Raw genomic sequence first — 23,096 nt, forward strand, 5'->3', positions numbered from 1 at the left:
CTTAAAATGCCGTGACAATAGCGAAGAGGTCACACCTGTTCCCATCCCGAACACAGAAGTTAAGCTCTTCAGCGCTGATGGTACTTGGAGGGCAGCCTCCTGGGAGAGTAGGACGTCGCGGTATTTTTTTATTTTTTGAACATCTATATAAGAAATTATCTACACAAGAGATTCCTGATATATTGACATCGTATATGAATAGGACGCTAAATAAAGTGATAAAAAATAGAATTAAATAAAACAAAATAAATTAAACAAAATAAATTAAACAAAATAAATAAAATAGAAATAAATGAGTAACAAGCCTTAAAGATCAACTACCTATTGTAAAAATAGGTAGTTTTTTTATGGTTGACCAAATTTCAAGAAGCCCATAATTCTTTTAAAATAATGCAGAGCTTTCCAATTTGAAGAGGTTACGCCCCGTCACCATCAAATTGATTTAATGAAATTTTAAGGGGATAAGTATGTTAAGATGTGGATAAAAAAATAGATTTTAAAAAAAGTATTAACAATCAAAACATAAAAATCAGCTAATTTTAATTTATATAAAGAATTTGCAGAATAGCATAATTATAAATTTTACATCCAAATATTCGAGAAAATTGAATAATACCATAAACATAAATTTAATATTAATTTACAACTTCCTTATTTAATATTAATGCAAATATGAAAACTAAGTTGTACCTTAACGTGTAAAGCAAAGGGGCTGAAATTTTGGTTTACATATCAGTCCCTTTGTTACAACAATTAGAAATTTTCAACTTAATACAATATAAATTTAAAATAATTTTTTAAATGTATATTAGTATTATAAATTAAGAAATATCATAACTGGATAACTGGTAGATAAAAAAATAGTAGAATGAGAAATAAAAAATTAAGATAATGTTGTAAGAACATGGTGTATACAGCTAGTATAAGATCTATTAAGGACTGATGCTCTTAAAGGTAGAATGAACATAAAACAAAATATCGACTTGCGGAAGAAAGGTAATTGTGATATCATTCATTACAGGTGACAAGACACATGTAATAACACAATAAATTAAGATGGAGGTGTAATATGAGAGAAATTGAGATGATTAAAGAAATACAAAGATTAAAGAAAGAAAAAAACGCAATTATACTAGCTCATAATTATCAAATCCCAGAAATACAAGAAATTGCTGATTTAGTAGGTGATTCATTGAAATTAAGTAAAAAAGCAGCTGAAACAGATGCAGATATTATTGTTTTGAGTGGTGTTAACTTTATGGCAGAGACCGCCAAGATTCTATCTCCTAACAAAAAAGTACTTTTGCCTGCCCATGATGCAGGATGTCCAATGGCCGATATGATAGATACAGAGAAATTAAAAGACTTTAAAGAAGAACACAAAGATGCTGTTGTTGTCTGTTATGTAAATTCCTCGGCGGAAGTTAAAGCCGAAAGTGATATATGCTGCACGTCATCTAATGCTGTAAAAATTATTAAAAGTATAGAGGCAGACAAAATACTTTTTGTACCAGATAAAAATTTAGGGCATTATGTATCTAAGCAAGTTCCAGAAAAAGAGATTATTTCCTATAAGGGATTTTGTATAACCCATCATCGAGTACAAGGAAGAGAGGTAGATCATATTAGAAGTGAGTATCCAGATGCTGAAGTATTAGTACATCCTGAATGTTCTCCAGATGTTGTTGAGAAAGCGGATTTTATAGGTAGTACTTCTCAAATTATAAGTTATGCAAAAGAGTCTCCCAGTAAGGTTTTTATCATTGGCACAGAAATGGGTGTACTTCATAAGCTACAGAAAGATAGTCCATATAAGAGATTTTACCTACTTTCTACAGGCCTTATATGTAATAACATGAAGAAAACTAGACTAGTGGATATATATAATGCATTAGCAGAAGAAAAATATGAGATTACAGTAAATGAAAGTACTAGACTAAAGGCTTTAAATGCCCTAAATAAAATGCTAGAAATTAGCTAGGAGGATAGGTATGTGGAGTCAAGCGTTCTCATCAACTATTACTGATAAGAAAGCCAAAGTGGAAGAAAAATTTGATGTAATTGTAATTGGTACTGGGATATCTGGGCTGTTTACAGCTTTAAATATTGATTCAAACTGGCAGGTGCTCTTAGTTACAAAGGACTCTATAAAAAAGAATAATAGCAGTTTAGCCCAAGGGGGGATTGCTACTTCTAGAGATATTAAGACTCATTTTGAGGACACCCTTAAGGCAGGCACGAATCATAACAATGTAGAAGCTGTTAGAATTTTAACTAAAGAGTCCTGTAAAGTCATTAAAAAGTTGATGGATTATGGGGTCAGCTTTGATACTGATGAGAAAGGAAATCTTATTTATACTAGAGAGGGCGGTCATAATCAGAGAAATGTATTACATGTAAAGGATGAAACCGGTCGACATATTATCAACACATTAGTAGATGAAGTCAGAAGAAGAAGTAATATAAAGGTTTTGGAAAATTTATTTATTAAGGACATCATAACTCATAACCAGAGGGTAGATGGTGTAATTGCTATTAATCAAGAAAATAATTTAGAAGTATATAAAAGCAAAGCAATGGTTATAGCAACAGGTGGAATTGGAGGTCTCTATCAATATACAACAAATGAGACTGGAAGTAACGGAGATGGCATAGCGATAGCCTACAGGGCAGGAGCAATGCTTAAAGATATGGAGTTTATACAATTTCATCCCACTGCTTTCTACCATCAAGATAGGATAGAACAGTGTTTTTTAATATCAGAAGCAGTTAGGGGAGAAGGAGGTATACTAAGAAATAAGTTAGGAGAAGCCTTCATGGATAAGTACCATGAAATGAAGGACCTAGCCCCTAGAGATATTGTTGCCCAAGCTATTGTTAATGAAATTAATAACACAGATCACCCTTGTGTATATTTAGATATAACCCATAAGGATGACAAGTATATTAAAAAGAGGTTTCCTATGATTTATAATAGGTGTCTAGCGTTAGGTTTAGATATCACAAAGGACTGGATCCCAGTAGCACCAGCAGAGCATTATATCATGGGAGGAATATCAACAGATCTGAAGGGTAGAACAACCATTGATGGCTTATATGCCTGTGGAGAATGCGGATACACTGGTGTACATGGATCTAATCGATTGGCAAGTAATTCTCTTTTAGAAGGGATTGTATTTGGAAGTCGTGTTGCTTTAGATCTAAACAAAAATTTAGCTACTAATTTTAGTGGATATAGTTGTGAACCTCGGGAAAATGAAGACTTTTTTCTGCGTAGAAAAGCTGAAATAGATTACTGTGTTGTTGATTATAATAAATTTAATAATGAAAATAGACCTATTAATGAAGATAAACCTATTAATGAAAATAAGCCCATTAAATTTAATAAAGACGTCGATATAAACCTTTTAAATATGATTCAAAGGTTAAAATCCTTAGAAGAAATACTTAAAACAACAATGAATCGATATGTTGGTGTAATAAGAAATAAATCTGGGTTAATAAAGGCGTTAAAGATTGTTAGTGACATTAAGATAGAATTAGAAGAGATGCAATATGTATCTAAACAGTATTACCAACTGTTAAATATGGCAACAGTAGCCTATGAAATAATTAATGCCGCCTATAACCGAAAGTCAAGTATAGGGGCCCATTATATTACTGATAAAATAGGGGGAAATTAATATGTTAAATAAGTTAATCATAAATAAAATTGTTGAAAATGCCCTTATAGAAGACATGAACTATGGAGATATAACTACAGACTGTTTGATAAATAATGATCTAAGAGGAAAGGCAGTTATTACAGCAAAAGAGGAAGGCATAATTGCAGGACTGATGGTTTCGGAAACAGTTTTTAAGATATTAGATGAAAACATTAGTTTTCAGGCTTTAGTAGCTGATGGTGATCAAGTAGTAGTGGAACAGCCCATTGCTTTTGTTAAGGGTAGCATGAAAAACATAATTATGGGTGAACGGGTGGCATTAAATCTATTACAACGAATGTCTGGAATTGCCACTAAGTCTAGAACATATTCAAAGTTAGTTAAAGATTATCCTGTAAAAATTACTGATACACGTAAAACCACACCAGGTTTAAGAGGGTTAGAGAAGTACGCTGTAAAGATAGGAGGGTGTTTTAATCATAGATATAATCTCTCGGATTCAATTTTAATTAAAGAAAATCATATAAAAGCTGTTGGAGGTATAGAGAAGGCCATAAAAGCATGTAGAAAAAAAATCCCCCATACCATGAAGATAGAAATAGAAGTTGAATCAATAGAACAGCTTAAGGAAGCATTGACGAACAAAGCAGACATTATTTTATTAGATAATATGGATTTAGACCAAATGAAAGAGGCTGTTTTGATAAATCAGAGACAGGCGATTTTAGAAGCTTCGGGGAATATAACTGAAGACAAACTAATTGAAATTGCTAAAATAGGGATAGATATTATTTCTGTAGGAGCCTTAACCCATTCAGTTAAAGCTATGGATATAAGCTTAAATATTGAGTAAATAACTCAAAAACAGTAGTATTATTTCAAAATAAATTTCAAATATAAAATAAACTTAACTTCAAATATAAATCAATTATAATTAAATTATAACTTCAAATATAGCTTTGTATTGAGGATATTATCAATTTCCTCACAGATTAGACAGTTTAGACTTTTAAATAATTACTAGAGGGATACACTTGTAATAAAAGTAAAATAATATGAAAAACCCCATATGTATTATGTTAAAATGATAGTAATTGAAAAGAAGAGGGTGATTATATGAATGCTGAAGAAAGAAGAAAAGGCATCGTTAAATTATTACAAGAAAAAAACAGACCAATTAAGGGCACAGAATTGGCTAGTACCTTTAAGGTCTCCCGACAAGTTATCGTTCAAGACATTGCCTTAATTAGAGCACAGGGTATAGAGGTCATGGCAACTCCGCAAGGGTATGTTATGCTTCAGAATGATAAAAACAAAATAATAAAAACAATTGTAGCTAAACATCATACTTATACAGAAATGGAAGAAGAGCTTCAGATCATGATAGATTACGGCGCGAAAGTAATAGATGTAATTGTAGAACATCCTTTATACGGAGAAATAAGGAGCATGTTAGATATTAGCTATAAAAAAGAACTAGAGGATTTTATGATTAAAATACAGTCAGAGAAGGCAGAACCATTGGCATCCTTAACAGAGGGGATTCATATACACACTTTAGAGGTACCTAACGAAGATAGTTTTAAAAAAATTAGAAAAGCCCTTCTTGAAAAGGGGTACTTGATTGAAGACTAATCATATGTTATATTTTATTAGTAGGTGACAAGACAGCTGTAAAAGCAATTATATATCATTTATCATACTGTCGAACAAACTAATAAAATATAATAAGGGGTGTCAGATTAAAATGAATAAAGATAGACTTTCAGTGAAGGAGTATTTAACTAAAGCTTTAAATGGTATGGCATTAGGATTATTTGCATCATTAATTATTGGTACAATACTAAAGCAAATAGGAGAGTCCTTTCATATTCAATTTTTAATTACTATTGGTGACGTTGCCAGAGTGTTAATGGGGCCTGCAATAGGTGCAGGGGTGGCCTATGCAATAGGTGCACCTTCCCTAGCAATATTTGCCTCAATTGTAACGGGAGCTTTAGGCGCTAATGCAATTATTCCCGGAGAAGCAGGTCTTATAATTAGAATAGGAGAACCAGTAGGAGCATTTGTTGCAGCTTTAGTAGGTGCAGAGATAGGAAAATTAATAGCAGGAAAAACAAAGGTAGACATTGTTTTAATACCTGCCTTTACCATTATAGTTGGAGGTTTAGCTGGATTCTATATCGGGCCAGTGGTTACTGCTTTAATGGGAGGATTAGGACAAGTGATTAATCATGCAACCCAACAACACCCAATCCCTATGGGTATTTTAGTATCAGTGATTATGGGGATGATTTTAACATTACCTATTAGTAGTGCTGCATTAGCTATTTCCTTAGGTTTAAGTGGATTAGCGGCAGGTGCAGCTGTTGTGGGATGTGCTACCCAAATGGTGGGTTTTGCGGTTGCCAGCTATAAGGAAAATGGTTTTGGGGGCTTAATCGCCCAGGGACTAGGAACAAGTATGCTACAGGTACCGAATATCATTAAAAACCCCTTTATTTGGATTCCTCCAACTTTAGCCAGTGGAGTTTTAGGTCCAATTGCCACAAGGGTATTGATGATGGAAAGTAACAGTGTTGGCGCAGGAATGGGGACCAGTGGATTAGTTGGTCAAGTTGGAACATATACTCAAATGGTAACGATAAATGGAGAATCAGCCTCCATTGTTTTCGTCAAAATACTACTGCTACACTTCTTATTACCGGCGGCTTTAACCTTAATTATCTCTGAATTGATGAGAAGAAGAGGTTGGATTAAGTTAGGGGATATGAAGTTAAGTCAATAATTGTAATGTTAGGCTCCTAATAGTATAATATATAAATACTATTAGGAGTTTTTTTCTAATACATAGGAAATTATGGTTTTTTAAAGGTTACAGTCGTTATAATTTACTGTAATGTATTTCAACACAATACTACCAGTCAATCTTTCCAAAAAAGGTCTTGTAACGAAAGTAAAGTTCTTCTTTAATTATTTTAATATAAGAGAACTTTACGTAATGATTTTCAACATAAGCAGATAACCAATTTAATAGATTAAATTGTGTAAGTCGCTTAGTTTCTTCACCTAAAGTCATCCTATAAATCTTCCGAAGGAAGACTTTGTTCTATTGAATAGAAAAGTGCTACTTTGAAACTGAGTAAAAAGTACTATACCTAGATAAGTTTCAAAATAAGCAGATCATATTTATTTACAATTAAATTTGATCAAATTGTGTTAGTGCTTTAGTTTCTTTACCAAAAGTCATTTTATAAATGATGGAAAGTTTTTTTATGTTTTAAAGTGTTTGGGTTTAATGCTACTAGAGATGGGGATGCAAAGGATATTTTTCTATCTTGTATTCGGGCCTCAGAACATAGTCTTTTTTTAATAGCAAAATAGTAATGATCAAGTATGCTTTGTATAGTTTAAATTTTTAAATAGGAGGGACAAAAGTGAAGAGAAAAAATAAAGTTTTAGTTGGAGTAGGAATAACATTATTTTTAGGTATTGTAGTTTTTTTTGATCAACTAGTCAATTTTATAGTTGATTACCAATGGTTTAGTGAACTGGGGTATGAAGATGTGTTTTTAAAAAAACTAGTTACTCAGGCTCAAATAGGTATTCCATTATTTGTTATAGGGAGCCTATTATTGTATGGGTACTTCCAATCCCTTAAGAAAAGCTACTATAATAAAGTAGAATCCTATCATATGGGGATTTCAGAAAAAAGTCTAAATAAGATTATTTTACTTCCAGCCCTTACACTAGGTTTTATTGTGGCCATTACAACTGCCAGTAGACTTTGGTTTGACATCCTAATCTTTCGTAATGGAGAAGCCTTTAATGTAGTTGACCCTATCTTTAATAAGGATATCTCTTTTTATCTGTTTAACTTACCTTTATTCAGAGAAATATTAGCTTTAATCATGGGGCTACTATTTCTAGTAATTATTACAACCTTTATTTTTTATATATTAATGTTTACCCTCAGAAGACCTACATTATATGAGGTTGAAGGTAGGTTTGTATTTAAAAATGAATTAATAAATAATGTTATAAAAATGGCACTAAAGCAATTGACAATGGTAGGAGCGGTGTTCTTTTTAGTTCTAGCAGTAAACTACTATCTAAGTGCCTATAATATCCTCTATTATAGAGGGGCAGATCGAGGGGTACTCTTTGGAGCAAGCTACACAGATATTGCAGTTTCCCTTAAAGTATTGAGGATACAACTGATTATTTCTATATTAGCAATAGGCAGTATAATATATGCCTATAACAGAAAAAAAGTTAAGGTGGCTGTATTAGCCCCAGTTTTACTCATTGCCATTAGTATTATAGGTAATTTAGTAGGAGCATCGGTTGAAAACTTTATAGTTGTACCTAACCAAAGGGCGAGACAATTACCCTATATCGAAAACAATATCACCTATACCCGTATGGCCTACGGATTAGATACGGTAACTACAAAGGAACTGAATGTTAGTGGTTCTTTAACGATAGAAGATATTAATGAAAATAGAGAAGTAATCAACAATATCCGTATTAATGACTATCGACCAACCCTACAGGCCTATAATCAAACCCAGGCTACAAGGTTTTACTATCTTTTTAATGATGTAGATATAGATCGCTACTATATAAATGGAGAATACACACAGGTTTTCTTGGCAGCAAGAGAATTAGATATAGAGCAATTAGATAGTAATGCTAAAAATTGGATTAATCAACACTTAAAGTATACCCATGGTTATGGATTAACATTGTCACCAGTCAACAAAGTGACTAGAGATGGACAGCCCCATTTAGCAATAAGGGATATCCCACCAGTTAGTAATATAGATATTGAAATTACCCGTCCAGAAATATATTTTGGAGAACTAACCAATCAATACATAATAGTGAATACTAAAGAAATGGAATTTGATTATCCCTTAGATGTGGATAATGCTGAAACCATGTATGAAGGAACAGCAGGAATCTCTTTAGGTGGTCTTAATAGGCTTTTGCACAGCTATAAACAGGGAACAACTAAGTTATTTTTATCAGGAAGCGTTACATCTGAAAGTAGAATCATTTTACATCGAAATATCCTAGAAAGAGTAGAAAAGATAGCACCCTTTATTGAGTATGATGAAGATCCTTATATAGTTATTAATGATGGGAAGTTATTCTGGATCATCGATGGGTATACAACTTCAAATAGTTATCCCTATGCAACACCCTTTAGAAGGGATGGGGTCAATTATATTCGAAACTCTGTCAAGATAGTAATTGATGCTTATAATGGTGAAGTGGATTATTATGTTTCAGATGACACAGACCCAGTTATAAATACCTATAACAAGATATTTCCCCAGCTTTTTAAATCATTAGAAGAAATGCCAGAAGGGTTAATTAAGCATTTAAGATACCCTCAAGACTTATTCGACTTGCAATCTGAGGTTTTTGCAATTTATCATATGACTAATCCAAATGTATTTTATAATCAAGAAGATGTTTGGTATTTAGCAGAGGAAAAGTATCATAATAGACAGCAACAGGTAGAGTCTCAATATATGATGATGAAACTACCAGGGGAAGAAGAGGTAGAATATGTATTATCTGTACCCTATACTCCTAGAAATCTGCCTAATATGACAGCTTTATTCATGGCTAGAAATGATGGGGAACATTATGGAGAACTAGTGGTTTATAGATTACCAAAGGGACAAAACATAGCAGGACCAGCACAAATAGAGGCTAGGATAGATTCCGATACCACTATTTCTCAAAATCTATCCCTATGGGGTGAAGGTGGTTCTGAGGTTATAAGAGGTAACCTATTGGTTATACCAGTTGAAAACTCATTACTTTATGTTGAACCCTTATATATTGCTGCATCCACAGGAAACACCATACCAGAAGTTAAAAAGGTGATTGTTGCATATAAAGATCAAATTGTGATGGAGGATACCTTAGATTTAGCCTTGGTTAGAATATTTGGAGAAGGAAAATCAATAGGAGAAGAGCAAATTCCCGAGTTAGATGAAAATGAAGATGAAGACATTATTGAAATAATACAGCCATTAAAAGAACTGATACAGCAGACAACAGATACCTACAGCAAGGCAAAGGAAGCTTCCCAAAGGGGAGATTGGGCTGGTTATGGTAGGTATTTAGAAGAACTAGAAAGACTATTAAATAGGCTCAATAATGAAAGTCAGAAAATAGAAGATTAGATAAGAAGTTTTATTAATTAAAAAGTGAAGGATCTACCTAGGGAAAAGTTTTATTTAATATTAAATTATATTATATATAAAAATCTCCCTTAAAGTTCTTCCCCTTAATTAATAAAATGTATTTGGTTGATAATGAAAAGCACCAAAACCTATTGGATTAACTTCCGATAGGTTTTGGTTTTCTTTATTTTTATTTCTTAACTCTTATCGGTGAGGAAATTCATAATCCTATAGCTACTAATTTATAAACAATTTATGCAAATATAAAAGCTGGGACACCCATTGTGAAATGAGTATGTTAAACAGAGTTTGATTTATTATTCTTCAATTCTTCTAAAGTTAAATTGTCTAAGTAATAGGATTTACGAGCAAATTCTTGACGGGTAATAATATTTTTTTCAATTAATAGCTCAATCATTGTAGCAATAGCTAAAGTATTACGATAATCGGTATCCTTTAAATTACTAAGCTGAGCAATAATATCTACTTCCTTCATAAAAAAACCCCCTTTTTTTCGTTATTTTAATTATTGACCAGCCTCCAAATTTTATACCTTTACAAAATAAAAGGACATATATTTGCGCATAATATATAATAATAAAGAAAAAATAATTTTATGCTTGAATATTAAAAATATTTATGTTAAAATACAGTTTAAATAAATAAAAAAGTGATGAAGAGAAGTAGTAAATAGGTAGCTTTTATAGAGAGTCGGTGGTAGGTGTAAACCGATAAAGTCAACTATTGAATCCGTCTTGGAACTAATGACTGAAGCTTAGTAGGAAAATTCGGTTAGCACCCGTTATCGTGCTCAGAGAGGATTAACGATTTGTTAATCAACTAGGGTGGCAACGCGGATATAACTCCGTCCCTTTTACGGGACAGGAGTTTTTTTATTTTTGTAAATTAAAGAGGATAAGGAGGGTAAAAAATGTTAGATATTAGAAGAATAAGAGCTAACTTAGAAGAAATAAAAGCATCAATGGCCATAAGAGGTGAAAAGGACTTTAGTTTAGATGAAGTAATCGCATTAGATGATGAAAGAAAAAGACTATTACAAGAAGTTGAACAAATGAAAAATGAGCAAAACACTGTATCTAAAGAAATTCCAAAGCTTAAAAAAGAAGGTAAAGACGTTACTGAAATTATGGAGCGCATGAAAGAACTTTCAGGGAAAATTAAAGAATTAGACGGAGACGTTAAGGGAGTAGAAGAAAAAATATACGACCTAATGCTTAGAATCCCAAATGTACCTAATCCGCAAGTACCAATAGGTGATACAGATGATGATAATGTAGAAATTAGAAAGTGGGGAGAACCAAGAATCTTTAATTTTGAGTTAAAGCCCCATTGGGATCTAGGTGTTAATTTAGGTATTCTTGACTTTGAAAGGGCTTCAAAGGTAACTGGATCAAGATTTACAACCTATAAAGGGTTTGGAGCAAAGTTAGAAAGAACATTAATAAACTTTATGTTAGATCTCCACACAATCGAGCATGGGTATACTGAAATTATGCCACCCTTTATGGTAAATAGAGACAGTATGACGGGGACAGGTCAGTTACCAAAATTTGAAGAAGATGCCTTCAAAATTCCTCAGAAAGATTACTTCTTAATACCAACAGCAGAAGTTCCTGTTACAAATATCCATAGGGATGAGATATTAGAAGAAACTAATCTACCAACCAATTATGTAGCGTATACGCCATGTTTCAGATCAGAGGCAGGATCAGCAGGTAGAGATACTAGAGGGTTAATAAGACAGCATCAATTTAACAAAGTAGAATTAGTAAAGTTTGTTAAACCAGAGGAGTCTTATCAAGAACTAGAAAAGTTAGTTAGTCATGCAGAGAAGGTATTACAACTTTTAGAGCTACCCTATAGAGTTGTAAAAATATGCACAGGTGATTTAGGTTTTACAGCTGCCTTTAAGTATGATATAGAGGTTTGGATGCCAAGCTATAACAAGTATGTTGAGATATCTTCTTGTAGTAATTTTGAAGATTTCCAAGCAAGAAGAGCAAATATTCGTTACCGTCCAGAACAAAAAGGGAAGGTGGAATTTGTTCATACCTTAAATGGCTCTGGGCTAGCAGTAGGTAGAACATTAGCAGCTATATTAGAAAATTTCCAGAATGAAGATGGGAGTATAACAGTTCCAACGGCTTTAAAGGGTTTAATGGGAACAGATTTAATTAAATAGTAAGAGGAATTGTAAAATCGGCAACTAGCCGATTTTATTTTTTGTAACGAATAGGAAAGTTTGACTTTAATTATTATTAAAATAAGAGAACTTTACGTAATGAGTTACAAGATAAGCAGATAACCAATTTAATGGATTAAATTGTGTAAGTCGCTTAGTTTTTTCACCTAAAGTCATCCTATAAATCTTCCGAAGGAAGACTTCGATCTTAAAGCAAGGAAGATTTTATTTTGAGCTAATACAAATCAGCATTTGAATAGAAATGAAAAGTTCTAAGTTATCATTTGTTATATAAAATATTTAAATAGATTTCTCATCTAATATTAAGAGTTATAATACAAAGGAATTATTCATTGAAGTTGGGGTAATCATTAGATAAAATACAAGTATATTGAAAATGACAAAAGATTAACGAGGAGGATTTACATTGAAAAAAGTTTTATCTCTAGCAATAATATTTTTATTAATATTTACTTTAGCAGCCTGCTCTAAAACTGAGGATAACCCTCTAGAAGTAGATCATAATTTAGATGAATCCATTGTACCAGAAAAGATTATCATAGGTGCAATTCCTACACAAAATCAAGGGGATATGAAGGGGGCAATGGATAAGTTAGCCCAGCATGTTTCTAATGAATTGGGGACGGAAGTCATCATAGAAGTGTATCCCGACTATAATGGGGTTGTAGAAGCTATGAATTACGGACAAGTAGATATGGCGTACTTTGGGCCCCTTACCTATGTGATCGCCAATGATCGTGGTGGTGCAGAAGCTATCTTAACATTATTAGTTGATGGGGCTCCCTACTATTACTCTTATATGATCACCCATGTAGACTCAACAATTAATAGCCTAGAAGATGTAGTAGAAAACGTAGGAGACCTCCAATTTGCATTTGGAGATGTTAATTCAACTTCGGGCTCATTAATCCCGACTTTAGCATTGAAGGAAAAGGAAATTTTTAGAGACCAATTAGACACAGACTTTAAAGAAATTTTTTATACAGGTGGACATGATGCCGCTGCATTGGCTGTACAAGAAAAGAAAGTTGATGTAGGGGCAGTAGATAGTGCTATATTTGAAGTAATGAAGCGTAATGGTGTAGTTGATGGAAGTAAATTTAAAATAATTTGGGAATCAGAACCTTTATTTCAATACCCTTGGGCAGTGAAAAAAGGAACATCTGAAGAGCTAAAGGTGGCATTGCAAGAAGCGTTTTTATCTGTTACAGACCAAGAAATATTAGATGTATTTGGTGCCAGTGGCTTTATTACAGCTGAAGATAAAGATTATGAGCCTGTAAGACAAGCAGCAAAGGCAGATGGAAGGTTGTAGATTAAAATGAATAAAGTAGTAGGTCAAAAAAGCAAAAGTCTTCAATTTAAAATAAACGAAAATCAAAAAAGGGTCTATCTTTGGATAGCCCTTCTTCTACTATTTATATGGAGTGCAAATGGAACGAACTTTAACCCTCTGCTATTTAGGGATTTTGGGAATACAATTAATTTTGTTAAGAAGAGTTTTTTAAACCCAGATTGGAGTGTTTTGCCAACTGCTATTAACCAGTCAGTGATCACAATACAAATTGCCATAATGGGAACAGCACTAGCTCTAATTCTTGCAGTACCCTTAAGTTTTTTATCGGCAAAGAATACTTCTCCCCATTGGAGTATAAGCGGTCTATTAAGAGGCTTTCTCAGTTTTTTAAGATCTGTGCCAGAAATCGTCTTCGCCCTTATTTTTGTGCCTACAGTAAGTTTAGGTCCATTGGCAGGGGTACTGGCTCTAACCATTCATAATATTGGGGTAATGGGTAAGCTATTTTCAGAAATAATTGAGTCTGCTGAAGTAGGGCCCCAAGAGGCAGTTACAGCTACAGGTGCTAAAAGAAATATTGTTATTTTATATGGCATCTTGCCTCAGGTCATTCCCCATATCCTTTCAAATGCCTTCTATAGGCTAGAGGTAAGCGTGAGGGCTTCGTTGGTACTAGGTTTAGTAGGAGCGGGTGGAGTAGGTCAGCTTTTGAGCATCCATTTTAGAATGTTTCAGTATGACAAAGTGGTAGTAGACTGTTTAGTGATTATGGCTATGGTTATGATCATTGATTATATCGGTGGAAGGATTCGAAGAAGGGTGATATAATATGCAATTACAACTAAGAGAGTTGAGTAAACAATATGATAAAAATGAAGCCTTTGCCTTAAATAACATAAATTTGAAAGTGGAAGAAGGAGAATTTATTGCAGTTTTAGGCTTAAGCGGATCAGGAAAGTCTACTTTAATTCGTTGTATTAATAAGCTTATCAACCCTACTTCAGGGGAGGTAATCTTTGAGAATAGGGAAATTACAAAACTTAAAGGAGAACATTTAAGAATCTACCGGCGAAATATTGGCATGATCTTTCAACAAAACAATCTTATTCCCAGAATGAACGTATTAACTAATGTGTTAGTAGGTCGGTTTGGTAACTTGTCTCTAAGCCAAATCATCTTTAAAAAATTTCCTAAAAAAGATCTCCTATTGGCAGAGGAAGCTTTAGAAAAAGTTGGACTTACTCATTATGCCAAAAGACATATTAAAACTTTAAGTGGCGGACAACAGCAACGGGTAGGGATAGCTAGAGCACTGATACAACAGCCTAAGATGATATTAGGTGACGAACCTGTTTCAAGTCTTGATCCTGTAACTGCTCAAGAAGTAATGTCACTTTTAAAAGAAATTAATTTGAGGGATCAAATTACAATGATCATTAACCTTCATTCAGTAGAATTAGCTAAGTTATATGCTAAAAGAGTTATAGGAATTAACCAAGGTAGTGTTGTTTTCGATGGCCCCCCAGAAAAATTAGGAGAAAAGGAAATTACTCAAATATATAAAGGGACTAATATTTAGCAAATTGCATAATACCACAATAACTATGAATTATATACGCTTAAATAAAATATCTTAATCTTTAAAACTGCTTAAATTACAGATTTAGGTGGTTTTTTTATAACGAATAGGAAAGTTCGACTTTAATTATTATTAAAATAAGAGAACTTTACGTAATGAGTTTCGAAGGAAGACTTTGTTATTTATTTTCTTTTTCGTTAAAATAGATAACTTATGAACATACTAAAAGGAAGTAGTTCAATAGATCAGTTCAATAGATCATTTAATAAAAATGACATAAGACTTAAGGTATAGGCGTAGCATATAGGTAAGATAAAATCAAAAAATAATAAAACAATAAAACAATAAAACAATAAACAATAAAAGGAAATAAATAAAAGAAAATAAATAAAGAAAGCTAGATAAAGTTAGATAAAGCTAGGAAAATAATTGGTAGAGGTAGAGGTAGAGGTAGAGGTAGAGGTAGAGGTAGAGGTAGAGGTAGAGGTAGAGGTAGAGGTAGAGAAGAAGGGAGAGCATGATGAAAAGGATAAGATTATATAGTTCAATATTAATAATTGTAATAATATTAGCCACTGGATGTAGAATAGGAGAACAAAGGATCACTGAGGTTAGCCCTATAGGTAATTTAAGACAGGATACATTGTTAATAGATGCTGAGAAGATTGATGTAAGTATAGAAGACGTACACAATTATGATATTAAAGTAGAGGTAGATACAGAAAAGGATCAATTATTTTGTGCACAACAAGTTGACTACATAAACAACACCCAACAGGTATTAAATGAAGTTTACTTTAATTTATATCCAAATGCTTTTAAAACCCCTAATACTGCACCAATGCTATTCAACAATAGTGTTGATTCTAATAATTATGTCGGGGGATTTTTAGATTTTAACTCTATTTTAATAGAAGATCAAAGCGTATCCTATGAGATTTTAGGAATCGGAGAGACGATATTAAAAATTCCTCTTGAAGTTCCTTTAGAGATTGGTGATCGTATGACAATCGATATGATATATACCGTTCAAATCCCTAACTTAAGGGAGCGGTTTGGGGTATGGGATGGCGTTTATAATTTAGGAAACTGGTATCCTGTAGCTGCAGTTTTCGACCACAAGGGATGGAATTTAGAGCCCTACTATTCTGTGGGAGACCCTTTTTATAGTGAAGTTTCTAATTATAGGGTTACAATAACACTTCCAGAAGATATGATTGTAGCGTCTTCGGGAAACATTTTAAGTCACACCATAATTGACAATAAAGGTATATGGGAAATTGAAGCAAAATTAATGAGAGATTTTGCTTGGGGTAGTAGTAGCTCATTTCAGTTAGAAGAAGTAATGGTGGAGGATACAGTTGTTAAAATGTACTTTTTAACAAAGGATGCTACAGTAAGAAAGAAAGCGAAGGAATACACTATCAATTCCCTAGAAACCTTCAACAGCGTGTTTGGTTCCTACCCCTATGGTCAATATTCTGTAGTGGAAACTAACTTCCCTAGTGGTATGGAATATCCTGGATTGGTCTTCATTGGCAAACAGTATTATAATAAAAATAACCTAGAGTCACTAGAATTGATTATAGTCCATGAAACAGCCCATCAATGGTGGTATGGGGTAATAGGAAACGATCAAATTAACGAAGCGTGGCTAGATGAAAGTTTGGCAACCTATTCCGAAGTAATCTATTATCGAGAAGTCTATGATGATGCAAAGGGATTAAACCATCATATTAGTCGAAATGAATCAAGTTATGAAGTTATAAAGGATCTAGTCAAAGACCAAAGAATACTAAAGTCATTAGCAGAGTTTGATGGCTGGTTTGACTATGGTAATTTAGTCTACAGTCAAGGGGCTAGAATGCTTTACAATCTAGAAAAGGATTATGGAAAGGAAGCCCTTTATAAGATTTTAACTACCTACTATATAGAAAATCAATTTAAAGTAACCACCACCGAGGACTTCATTGAAGTTTGTGAACGTGTATTGGGGGTTGACAAACAAATCTTTTTTAAAAGTTGGTTGTTGGGTTTATAAAAATAAAATTTTCAGGTAATAATATAGAAAGTCTGCTAGATAAAGTAAATTGATTTTTAGCTGGAGATATGTTAAACTATTTCTTGTAGCAATTACAAAGAGCTAGTTTATTATACCTTGGAGGAGAAAAGCCCTATGGATGAATACTATATGCGGCTGGCGCTAGAAGAGGCTGAAAAAGCCTATAAAATAGGTGAGGTTCCTATTGGGGCAGTTATTGTCCGTAATGGGGAAGTAGTGTCTAAGGCCTACAATCTAAGGGAAAGAGATAAAAATGCAACTGCCCATGCCGAGGTTTTAGCAATTCAAAAGGCTTGTGAGAATTTAGGTGGGTGGAGGTTGACAAACTCCACTATATATGTTACTATAGAACCCTGTCCAATGTGTGCGGGTGCTATTCTTCAAAGTAGAATAGACCGTTTAGTCATAGGGGCAATGGACTACAAGGCTGGTGCTTGTGGGTCCCTTGTAAATCTACTCAATGATGAAAGGTTTAATCATCAAACAGAGATTATAACAGGTGTATTAGAGGAAGAAGCATCTTTGTTGATGAAAAATTTCTTCCGAGAACTAAGAAAAAAGAAATAAAACTAAGGAGAGGTGTCCGAGTTGGCTAAGGGGCACGCCTGGAAAGCGTGTAAGACCGCAAGGTCCCGCGGGTTCGAGTCCCGCTCTCTCCGCCATTAAAAAGTTTATAGTTTGCTGTGCTAGATGGGGAGGTAGCGGTGCCCTGTAACCTACAATCCGCTATAGTAGGGTTGAATTCCTCATTTAGGCTTGTTGTATGTAGGGCCGGCTTAAGTAAGTGATGATGAGAGTTGGGTCCCACGCAATGGAAGCTTACGAACCCCGCCAGGTCCGGAAGGAAGCAACGGTAAGTAACCCCTTTCGTGTGCCGTGGGGCTGCCTGACTTGAGTTAACTGCTTAGGTATCGCCTATGGCAACCTGCCAAAGTGAGGTGCACAGCATTACATAATATATTAATAATGACAAAACATGAGGAAAACTCATGTTTTTTTAATAGGTAGAATAAATTTTTAGCAGATAGAAATAAGCTAGAATAAGTACGGTAGAATAAGTAAGATAAAACATAGAACATGTAAAATGCTAATGACAGCGAGATGAATAGAGATTATCTATCCTATCTGCTAAAATTATTGATATTAAGAATAGATTTAAGGGTACAATACATTGAAGAGTGGCTTTTGAATTGATATACTAGTGTTATGATTTTAACTATTGGAGGTTATCCTATGAGAAAAGAAATCGATGCAAGGGGAATGAACTGTCCGCTTCCTGTTATTCATACAAAAAAAGCTTTAGAATCTATCGATAATGGAATAATAACGGCTATTGTTGACAATGAAGTAGCTAAAGAAAACGTTTCAAAACTTGCCAACAGTTTATCCTTAAAAACGGAAGTAAAAGAAAATAAAGGGAATTACTATATTGATATCTACAAAGATCATAGTATTGCTGGGGCAGAAATGATGGATATACAATGTGATGATAGTCCTAAAAAAGACCTAGTTATTGTGATTACTAATGATTTATTCGGAGAAGGTGCCCCAGAGTTAGGTAGAACTTTAATGAAGGGGTTTATATATGCTCTAACAGAAGTTCAACCTTATCCTAAAGCCATCATATTTATTAATAATGGAGTAAAGCTTCCAGTTGAAGGGTCTGATTCATTAGAACATCTACGGACCTTAGAAGCAAACGGAGTAGAGGTGCTATCGTGTGGAACCTGTCTAGACTACTATAAGCTTAAGGACAAACTTGCAGTAGGGGGAGTCAGTAATATGTATACAATTGTGGAGAAAATGAATAGAGCGCAAAATACTATTAAACTATAGATTGGAGATGTATTTCAGTAAATGGAGAATAAAGGGTTTTGTGTCATTGTATTTGAGTCTACCCACTTTGCTATAGCGGCGGAAAGTCGACTAAAGGAAAAGGCCTATCCTATTGAAATTATACCAACACCTAGGGAAATAACTGCCAGTTGTGGCTTATCCATTAAATTTAACCCTGAGGGATTAGATGATATAAAACAAGAAATTAGAGAAGGTAAAATTGGTATAAAAGGTATTTTTCAAATGTATAAGAAGGAAGAGGGTAGAGGCTTTAAACCGGTTTTATAAGGAGGTAGATGATGATTTTAGATACAATTAAAATTAAATTTATGGAAACGATGGAGTTTATTACGGATCCTGAACAGTTAACAGCATTAATGGCAAAAGCAATTAATATTATTATAATTCTTGTTGTTGCTAAAGCAAGCATTCGAATACTTCACTCTTTAATTAATCGTTTTTTTGATAGTCAAAAGAATTTAAAAATAAAAGTTGATATCCCTCGATTAGAAACCATGAAGGGGCTATTAAAAAGTATTGTAAAGTATACCATCTACTTTATTGCCTTTACCACGATTATGAAGTCTTTTGGTACTGATGTAACAGCTTTAATTACTGCTGCAGGTATTGGGGGATTAGCCTTTGGTTTTGGAGCACAAAATCTTGTTAGAGATATCATTACAGGCTTCTTCATCTTATTTGAAGATCAATTTGGAGTAGGTAATTATGTAGAAATTGATGGTGTTAGTGGAATCGTTGAAGAAATGGCCCTAAGGGTGACTAAAATTAGGGGATTTAATGGAGATTTATATATTGTTCCTAACGGTGAAATAAAAAAGGTTATAAATCGAAGTAATGGCAAAATGAGGGCTTTAATTGAGATCTCAATTGCCTATGAAGAGGATATAGACAATGCAATTAAAGTACTTAATGAAGCCTCTGACATACTACGTGAAACAGATGAACGTATTTTAGAAGGGCCTACGGTTTTGGGTGTAAGTAATTTAGCTGCATCAGAGGTAGTTATATCTGTTATGGCTAAAACAGTACCTATGGAGCAATGGGCTGTTGAACGTCTTATGAGAAAGACCTTTAAAGAGGCCTTTGATGAAAAGGGAATAGAAATTCCTTACCCAAGAAGAGTTGTAATTAATAAAAATCCATAATATAACCTATCTATAAGAATAAGGAATTTACAATTGACGTAAATATTGAAAATGAAGGATAGTTTATAAATAGTAACAAATAATATAATACACAAAATTTAAATAATACACAAAAATTAATATAATTCTAAAAATACCCCTGAAAAAAGGGGTTTTTTAAACTTTGAACTTTGAACTTTACTTTAAAGACTATTGTTACTTAATTGAGGAAATTATAAAGTTTTCTTTTTGCATTAATATAAATTCAAGATTAAATATGCAATTTTCTCAACTATAAAATAGATTAAAATAAATACATAAGAAATCTAAGGAAAGGTGGGGAACTTAATGCCGATGAAACTAGAAGTTGGAGATCAGGTAGAACTTAAAAAACAACATCCATGTGGTAATCATCATTTTGAGATTCTAAGAACAGGAGCGGACTTTAGAATCAAATGCCTCAAATGTGAAAAACAAGTATGGATCGAACGGCCAGAGTTAGAAAGAAGAATTAAAAAAATTACTTCAAAAGAAGAATAATTGATTTGCTTATATGTAGGTTTATAGTAGGTTTTTAATCAAAAAATAAAATAAAAGAGAGGGCTTAGGCTACTCTCTTTTATTTTGTAAGGGGGAGATTGGGATGAATAAATGTTATATTGTGGGGGCTATCTTATTAGTATCTTTACCACAAATTTAGAAGGTTATACATGATAAATAAAGAAATAAAGAAAAATTATATTTTTTATGATGAATAGGAAAAACGCTACTTATCTTTGTCACTTATCCTAAGCAGGAAAATTCCTATAATTGTAGTATATAAATATATTGCATTTTACAATTTAGTTTTTGATTTCTTAATGTTTGGGTATGCTATATACAACTAAAAACTCAAAACAATGATAGGTAGAGGACATAAACTCTTAATAAATTTTTATATATAAAGGGACATAAACTCTTAAAAAATTGGTATAAAAAAGACTTTAAAGAGGATGAGATGAGATGGTTAAAGAACAGGAGCAATTAGAAGAAAGTAAATATTATATCAATAGAGAGTTAAGCTGGTTAGAGTTTAATGATCGTGTATTACAAGAAGCAAAAGATACAAATAATCCTCTTTTTGAGCGCTTAAAGTTTTTGATGATTGTAAGTTCTAATTTAGATGAATTTTTTATGGTGAGGATAGCTTCTTTAAAGGATCAAGTTAATGCCGGGTACGACAGACCAGACCCATCAGGTTTAACTCCTAAGGAGCAATTAAATAAGATATCTGATAGGGTACATCGAATGGTGTATGAGCAATATAATGCCTTAAGGAGGGGGATATTACCAAAGCTTAAAAAAAGGGGAATTATTTTACTAAACACGAAATCTTTATCTGAGGGACAGAAGGGACAATTACGTAACTACTTTTTAGAAAAAGTATATCCTGTATTAACACCTATAGCCCTAGAACAGGGAAGGCCCTTCCCATTAATTCTAAATAGAAGTTTAAATTTGGGAGTATTATTACAAAAAGACGGTTCTAAAGATGTCATATTTGCCACTGTACAGGTTCCGTCAGTATTACCAAGATTAATTCCTTTAATTGAAGAGGAAGGAAAGCTAGCGTACATCCTATTAGAGGATGTTATTAAACTTAATATTCATCAACTGTTTGAGGGATATAAAATAATTTCTGTGGGTTCCTACCGAATTACTAGAAATGCTGACTTAACCATTGAAGAGGAAGAAGCAGAAGATTTATTAATTGAGATAGAGAAATCATTACAAAAAAGAAAGTGGGGTACTGCCGTTCGTTTGGAGGTAGACTATCGTGGCGATAAAAGATTAGTAGAAATTTTAAGATCTGCCTTAGAAATCCATTATAAGGATATATTTTTTATTTGGGGGCCAATAGATTTACGGTTTTTAGGGAAAATTTATCAACTTAATGGGTTTGAAGATTTAAAATATCAACAATATCGTCCCTACACCCCTAAAGCATTAGAAAAAAAAGATATATTTCGAGCCATCTCTAAAGAAGATATTCTGCTACATCATCCCTATGAATCATTTGAACCTGTGATAACCTTTGTGCAAAAAGCCGCTAAAGATCCTAAAGTGCTTGCCATTAAACAGACGCTATATCGTGTTAGTGGAGATTCACCTATTATAAAAGCTTTAGCAGATGCTGCAAAAAAAGGTAAGCAAGTAACCGTCTTAGTAGAGCTAAAGGCCCGGTTTGATGAAGAAGTAAATATTGTATGGGCAAAGAAGTTAGAGCAAGCAGGTTGTCATGTGATCTATGGGTTAGTTGGATTAAAAACCCATTGTAAAATGACCTTGGTAGTGAGGCAAGAATCTGAAGGGATTAAGAGATATCTTCATTTAGGGACAGGAAACTATAATGATATAACAGCTAAGATTTATACAGACATGGGATTATTTACCAGTAATAAAAGTTTAGTTAGGGATGCTACAGCAATTTTTAATATGCTTTCTGGGTGTTTAAACCCTCCCAAACTTGAAAAAACCGCCATTGCACCAATTAATTTAAGAGCCCAATTTTTAGAACTTATTAAAAGAGAAATTACCCATGTAAAAGAAGGGAATAGGGGCAAAATTATAGCTAAAATGAATTCATTAGTGGATAAAGAAATTATAAAGGCCCTCTATCAAGCCTCAATAGAAGGGGTAGAGATTCATTTAATTGTAAGGGGCATTTGCTGTTTAAGGCCGAGTATACCCCAAATTAGTGAGAATATTAAGGTTAGAAGCATTGTGGGAAGGTTTTTAGAACATAGTCGAATCTATTATTTTTATAATAATGGTGAAGAGGAAGTATATATGTCCAGTGCTGACTTGATGCCGAGAAACCTTGATCGGAGAATAGAAGTGCTTTTTCCAATAGAGGATTTTAAGATCAAAAAGAGAATTATTAATATTTTATTCATAGAATTAATGGATAATGTTAAGGCAAGGATTTTAGACCATGAAGGTGTGTATCATAAAATCGATAGAAGAGGAAAGAAATTAATTAATTCGCAGGATTACTTTGTTGAAATTGACTAAAAACTAAAAAACTTAGAAATATAGAAAT

The 23,096-nt window shown here is 33.2% G+C and carries 18 protein-coding genes, 1 tRNA gene, 1 rRNA gene, 1 other RNA gene and 1 other annotated feature; of the genes, 20 read left to right on the top strand and 1 reads right to left on the bottom strand.

The window, feature by feature from the left end:
- The first annotated feature begins 7 nt into the window (after nucleotides 1-7).
- From rrf to T335_RS0113825, 7 genes are all read left to right on the top strand, one after another.
- Nucleotides 8-124 (top strand): 5S ribosomal RNA (gene rrf / locus T335_RS0113790).
- A 945-nt stretch (nucleotides 125-1,069) separates the two neighbouring features.
- Complete coding sequence (gene nadA, locus T335_RS0113795) at nucleotides 1,070-1,981, top strand: quinolinate synthase NadA (RefSeq protein ID WP_026478068.1); 912 nt, start codon at nucleotides 1,070-1,072, stop codon at nucleotides 1,979-1,981.
- Nucleotides 1,982-1,991: 10 nt separating this feature from the next.
- On the top strand, nucleotides 1,992-3,683 hold the full coding sequence (gene nadB / locus T335_RS20810; protein WP_051569324.1) for an L-aspartate oxidase: 1,692 nt from the start codon (nucleotides 1,992-1,994) through the stop codon (nucleotides 3,681-3,683).
- 1 nt (nucleotide 3,684) lies between these two features.
- Nucleotides 3,685-4,518, top strand: coding sequence for a carboxylating nicotinate-nucleotide diphosphorylase (gene nadC, locus T335_RS0113805; protein WP_026478069.1), 834 nt, complete (start codon nucleotides 3,685-3,687; stop codon nucleotides 4,516-4,518).
- A 263-nt stretch (nucleotides 4,519-4,781) separates the two neighbouring features.
- Entirely contained in the window at nucleotides 4,782-5,300 is a 519-nt protein-coding gene (locus tag T335_RS0113810; RefSeq protein ID WP_026478070.1) for a transcription repressor NadR, read from the top strand.
- A 112-nt stretch (nucleotides 5,301-5,412) separates the two neighbouring features.
- Nucleotides 5,413-6,453 (top strand): PTS transporter subunit IIC, encoded by a 1,041-nt coding sequence (locus T335_RS0113815; RefSeq protein ID WP_026478071.1) that lies wholly within the window; start codon nucleotides 5,413-5,415, stop codon nucleotides 6,451-6,453.
- Nucleotides 6,454-7,102: 649 nt separating this feature from the next.
- On the top strand, nucleotides 7,103-9,871 hold the full coding sequence (locus T335_RS0113825; RefSeq protein WP_026478072.1) for a UPF0182 family membrane protein: 2,769 nt from the start codon (nucleotides 7,103-7,105) through the stop codon (nucleotides 9,869-9,871).
- A gap of 298 nt (nucleotides 9,872-10,169) precedes the next feature.
- Here the strand turns inward: T335_RS0113825 and T335_RS0113830 are convergent, their stop codons facing one another.
- The gene (locus T335_RS0113830) at nucleotides 10,170-10,367 is read right to left on the bottom strand and encodes a hypothetical protein (protein ID WP_026478073.1); all 198 of its coding nucleotides are present in this window, start codon (nucleotides 10,365-10,367) and stop codon (nucleotides 10,170-10,172) included.
- 168 nt (nucleotides 10,368-10,535) lie between these two features.
- Nucleotides 10,536-10,747: a binding site (T-box leader), on the top strand.
- Nucleotides 10,748-10,802: 55 nt separating this feature from the next.
- Between T335_RS0113830 and serS the strand changes: the two genes are divergently transcribed.
- From serS to T335_RS20820, 13 genes are all read left to right on the top strand, one after another.
- On the top strand, nucleotides 10,803-12,074 hold the full coding sequence (serS, locus tag T335_RS0113835; protein ID WP_026478074.1) for a serine--tRNA ligase: 1,272 nt from the start codon (nucleotides 10,803-10,805) through the stop codon (nucleotides 12,072-12,074).
- A 427-nt stretch (nucleotides 12,075-12,501) separates the two neighbouring features.
- A complete protein-coding gene (gene phnD / locus T335_RS0113840; protein ID WP_026478075.1) occupies nucleotides 12,502-13,410 on the top strand; it encodes a phosphate/phosphite/phosphonate ABC transporter substrate-binding protein in 909 nt (302 codons plus the stop codon).
- A 6-nt stretch (nucleotides 13,411-13,416) separates the two neighbouring features.
- Nucleotides 13,417-14,220: a phosphonate ABC transporter, permease protein PhnE gene (phnE, locus tag T335_RS0113845; protein ID WP_051569325.1), complete on the top strand. Its 804-nt coding sequence runs from the start codon at nucleotides 13,417-13,419 to the stop codon at nucleotides 14,218-14,220.
- A 1-nt stretch (nucleotide 14,221) separates the two neighbouring features.
- The gene (gene phnC / locus T335_RS0113850; protein WP_026478077.1) at nucleotides 14,222-14,971 is read left to right on the top strand and encodes a phosphonate ABC transporter ATP-binding protein; all 750 of its coding nucleotides are present in this window, start codon (nucleotides 14,222-14,224) and stop codon (nucleotides 14,969-14,971) included.
- A 520-nt stretch (nucleotides 14,972-15,491) separates the two neighbouring features.
- A complete protein-coding gene (locus T335_RS20815) occupies nucleotides 15,492-17,012 on the top strand; it encodes a M1 family metallopeptidase (RefSeq protein ID WP_051569326.1) in 1,521 nt (506 codons plus the stop codon).
- A 135-nt stretch (nucleotides 17,013-17,147) separates the two neighbouring features.
- Complete coding sequence (gene tadA / locus T335_RS0113865) at nucleotides 17,148-17,600, top strand: tRNA adenosine(34) deaminase TadA (RefSeq protein WP_026478078.1); 453 nt, start codon at nucleotides 17,148-17,150, stop codon at nucleotides 17,598-17,600.
- 6 nt (nucleotides 17,601-17,606) lie between these two features.
- Nucleotides 17,607-17,695, top strand: a tRNA-Ser gene (locus T335_RS0113870).
- Nucleotides 17,696-17,714: 19 nt separating this feature from the next.
- Nucleotides 17,715-17,979, top strand: an RNA gene (ffs, locus tag T335_RS22040) — signal recognition particle sRNA large type.
- Between the two features lie 287 nt (nucleotides 17,980-18,266).
- The gene (gene yedF / locus T335_RS0113875) at nucleotides 18,267-18,869 is read left to right on the top strand and encodes a sulfurtransferase-like selenium metabolism protein YedF (protein ID WP_026478079.1); all 603 of its coding nucleotides are present in this window, start codon (nucleotides 18,267-18,269) and stop codon (nucleotides 18,867-18,869) included.
- A gap of 21 nt (nucleotides 18,870-18,890) precedes the next feature.
- Nucleotides 18,891-19,157 carry a DUF3343 domain-containing protein gene (locus T335_RS0113880; protein ID WP_026478080.1) on the top strand — a complete coding sequence of 89 codons (267 nt, stop codon included), beginning with the start codon at nucleotides 18,891-18,893 and terminating at the stop codon, nucleotides 19,155-19,157.
- Between the two features lie 11 nt (nucleotides 19,158-19,168).
- The gene (locus T335_RS0113885; protein ID WP_051569327.1) at nucleotides 19,169-20,035 is read left to right on the top strand and encodes a mechanosensitive ion channel family protein; all 867 of its coding nucleotides are present in this window, start codon (nucleotides 19,169-19,171) and stop codon (nucleotides 20,033-20,035) included.
- Nucleotides 20,036-20,362: 327 nt separating this feature from the next.
- Nucleotides 20,363-20,554: a DUF951 domain-containing protein gene (locus T335_RS0113890; protein ID WP_026478082.1), complete on the top strand. Its 192-nt coding sequence runs from the start codon at nucleotides 20,363-20,365 to the stop codon at nucleotides 20,552-20,554.
- A 462-nt stretch (nucleotides 20,555-21,016) separates the two neighbouring features.
- A complete protein-coding gene (locus T335_RS20820) occupies nucleotides 21,017-23,068 on the top strand; it encodes an RNA degradosome polyphosphate kinase (protein WP_084281362.1) in 2,052 nt (683 codons plus the stop codon).
- Nucleotides 23,069-23,096 lie beyond the last annotated feature (28 nt).

Origin of the sequence: Alkaliphilus transvaalensis ATCC 700919 (genome assembly GCF_000621485.1) — a bacterium.
Lineage (GTDB): Bacteria > Bacillota > Clostridia > Peptostreptococcales > Natronincolaceae > Alkaliphilus > Alkaliphilus transvaalensis.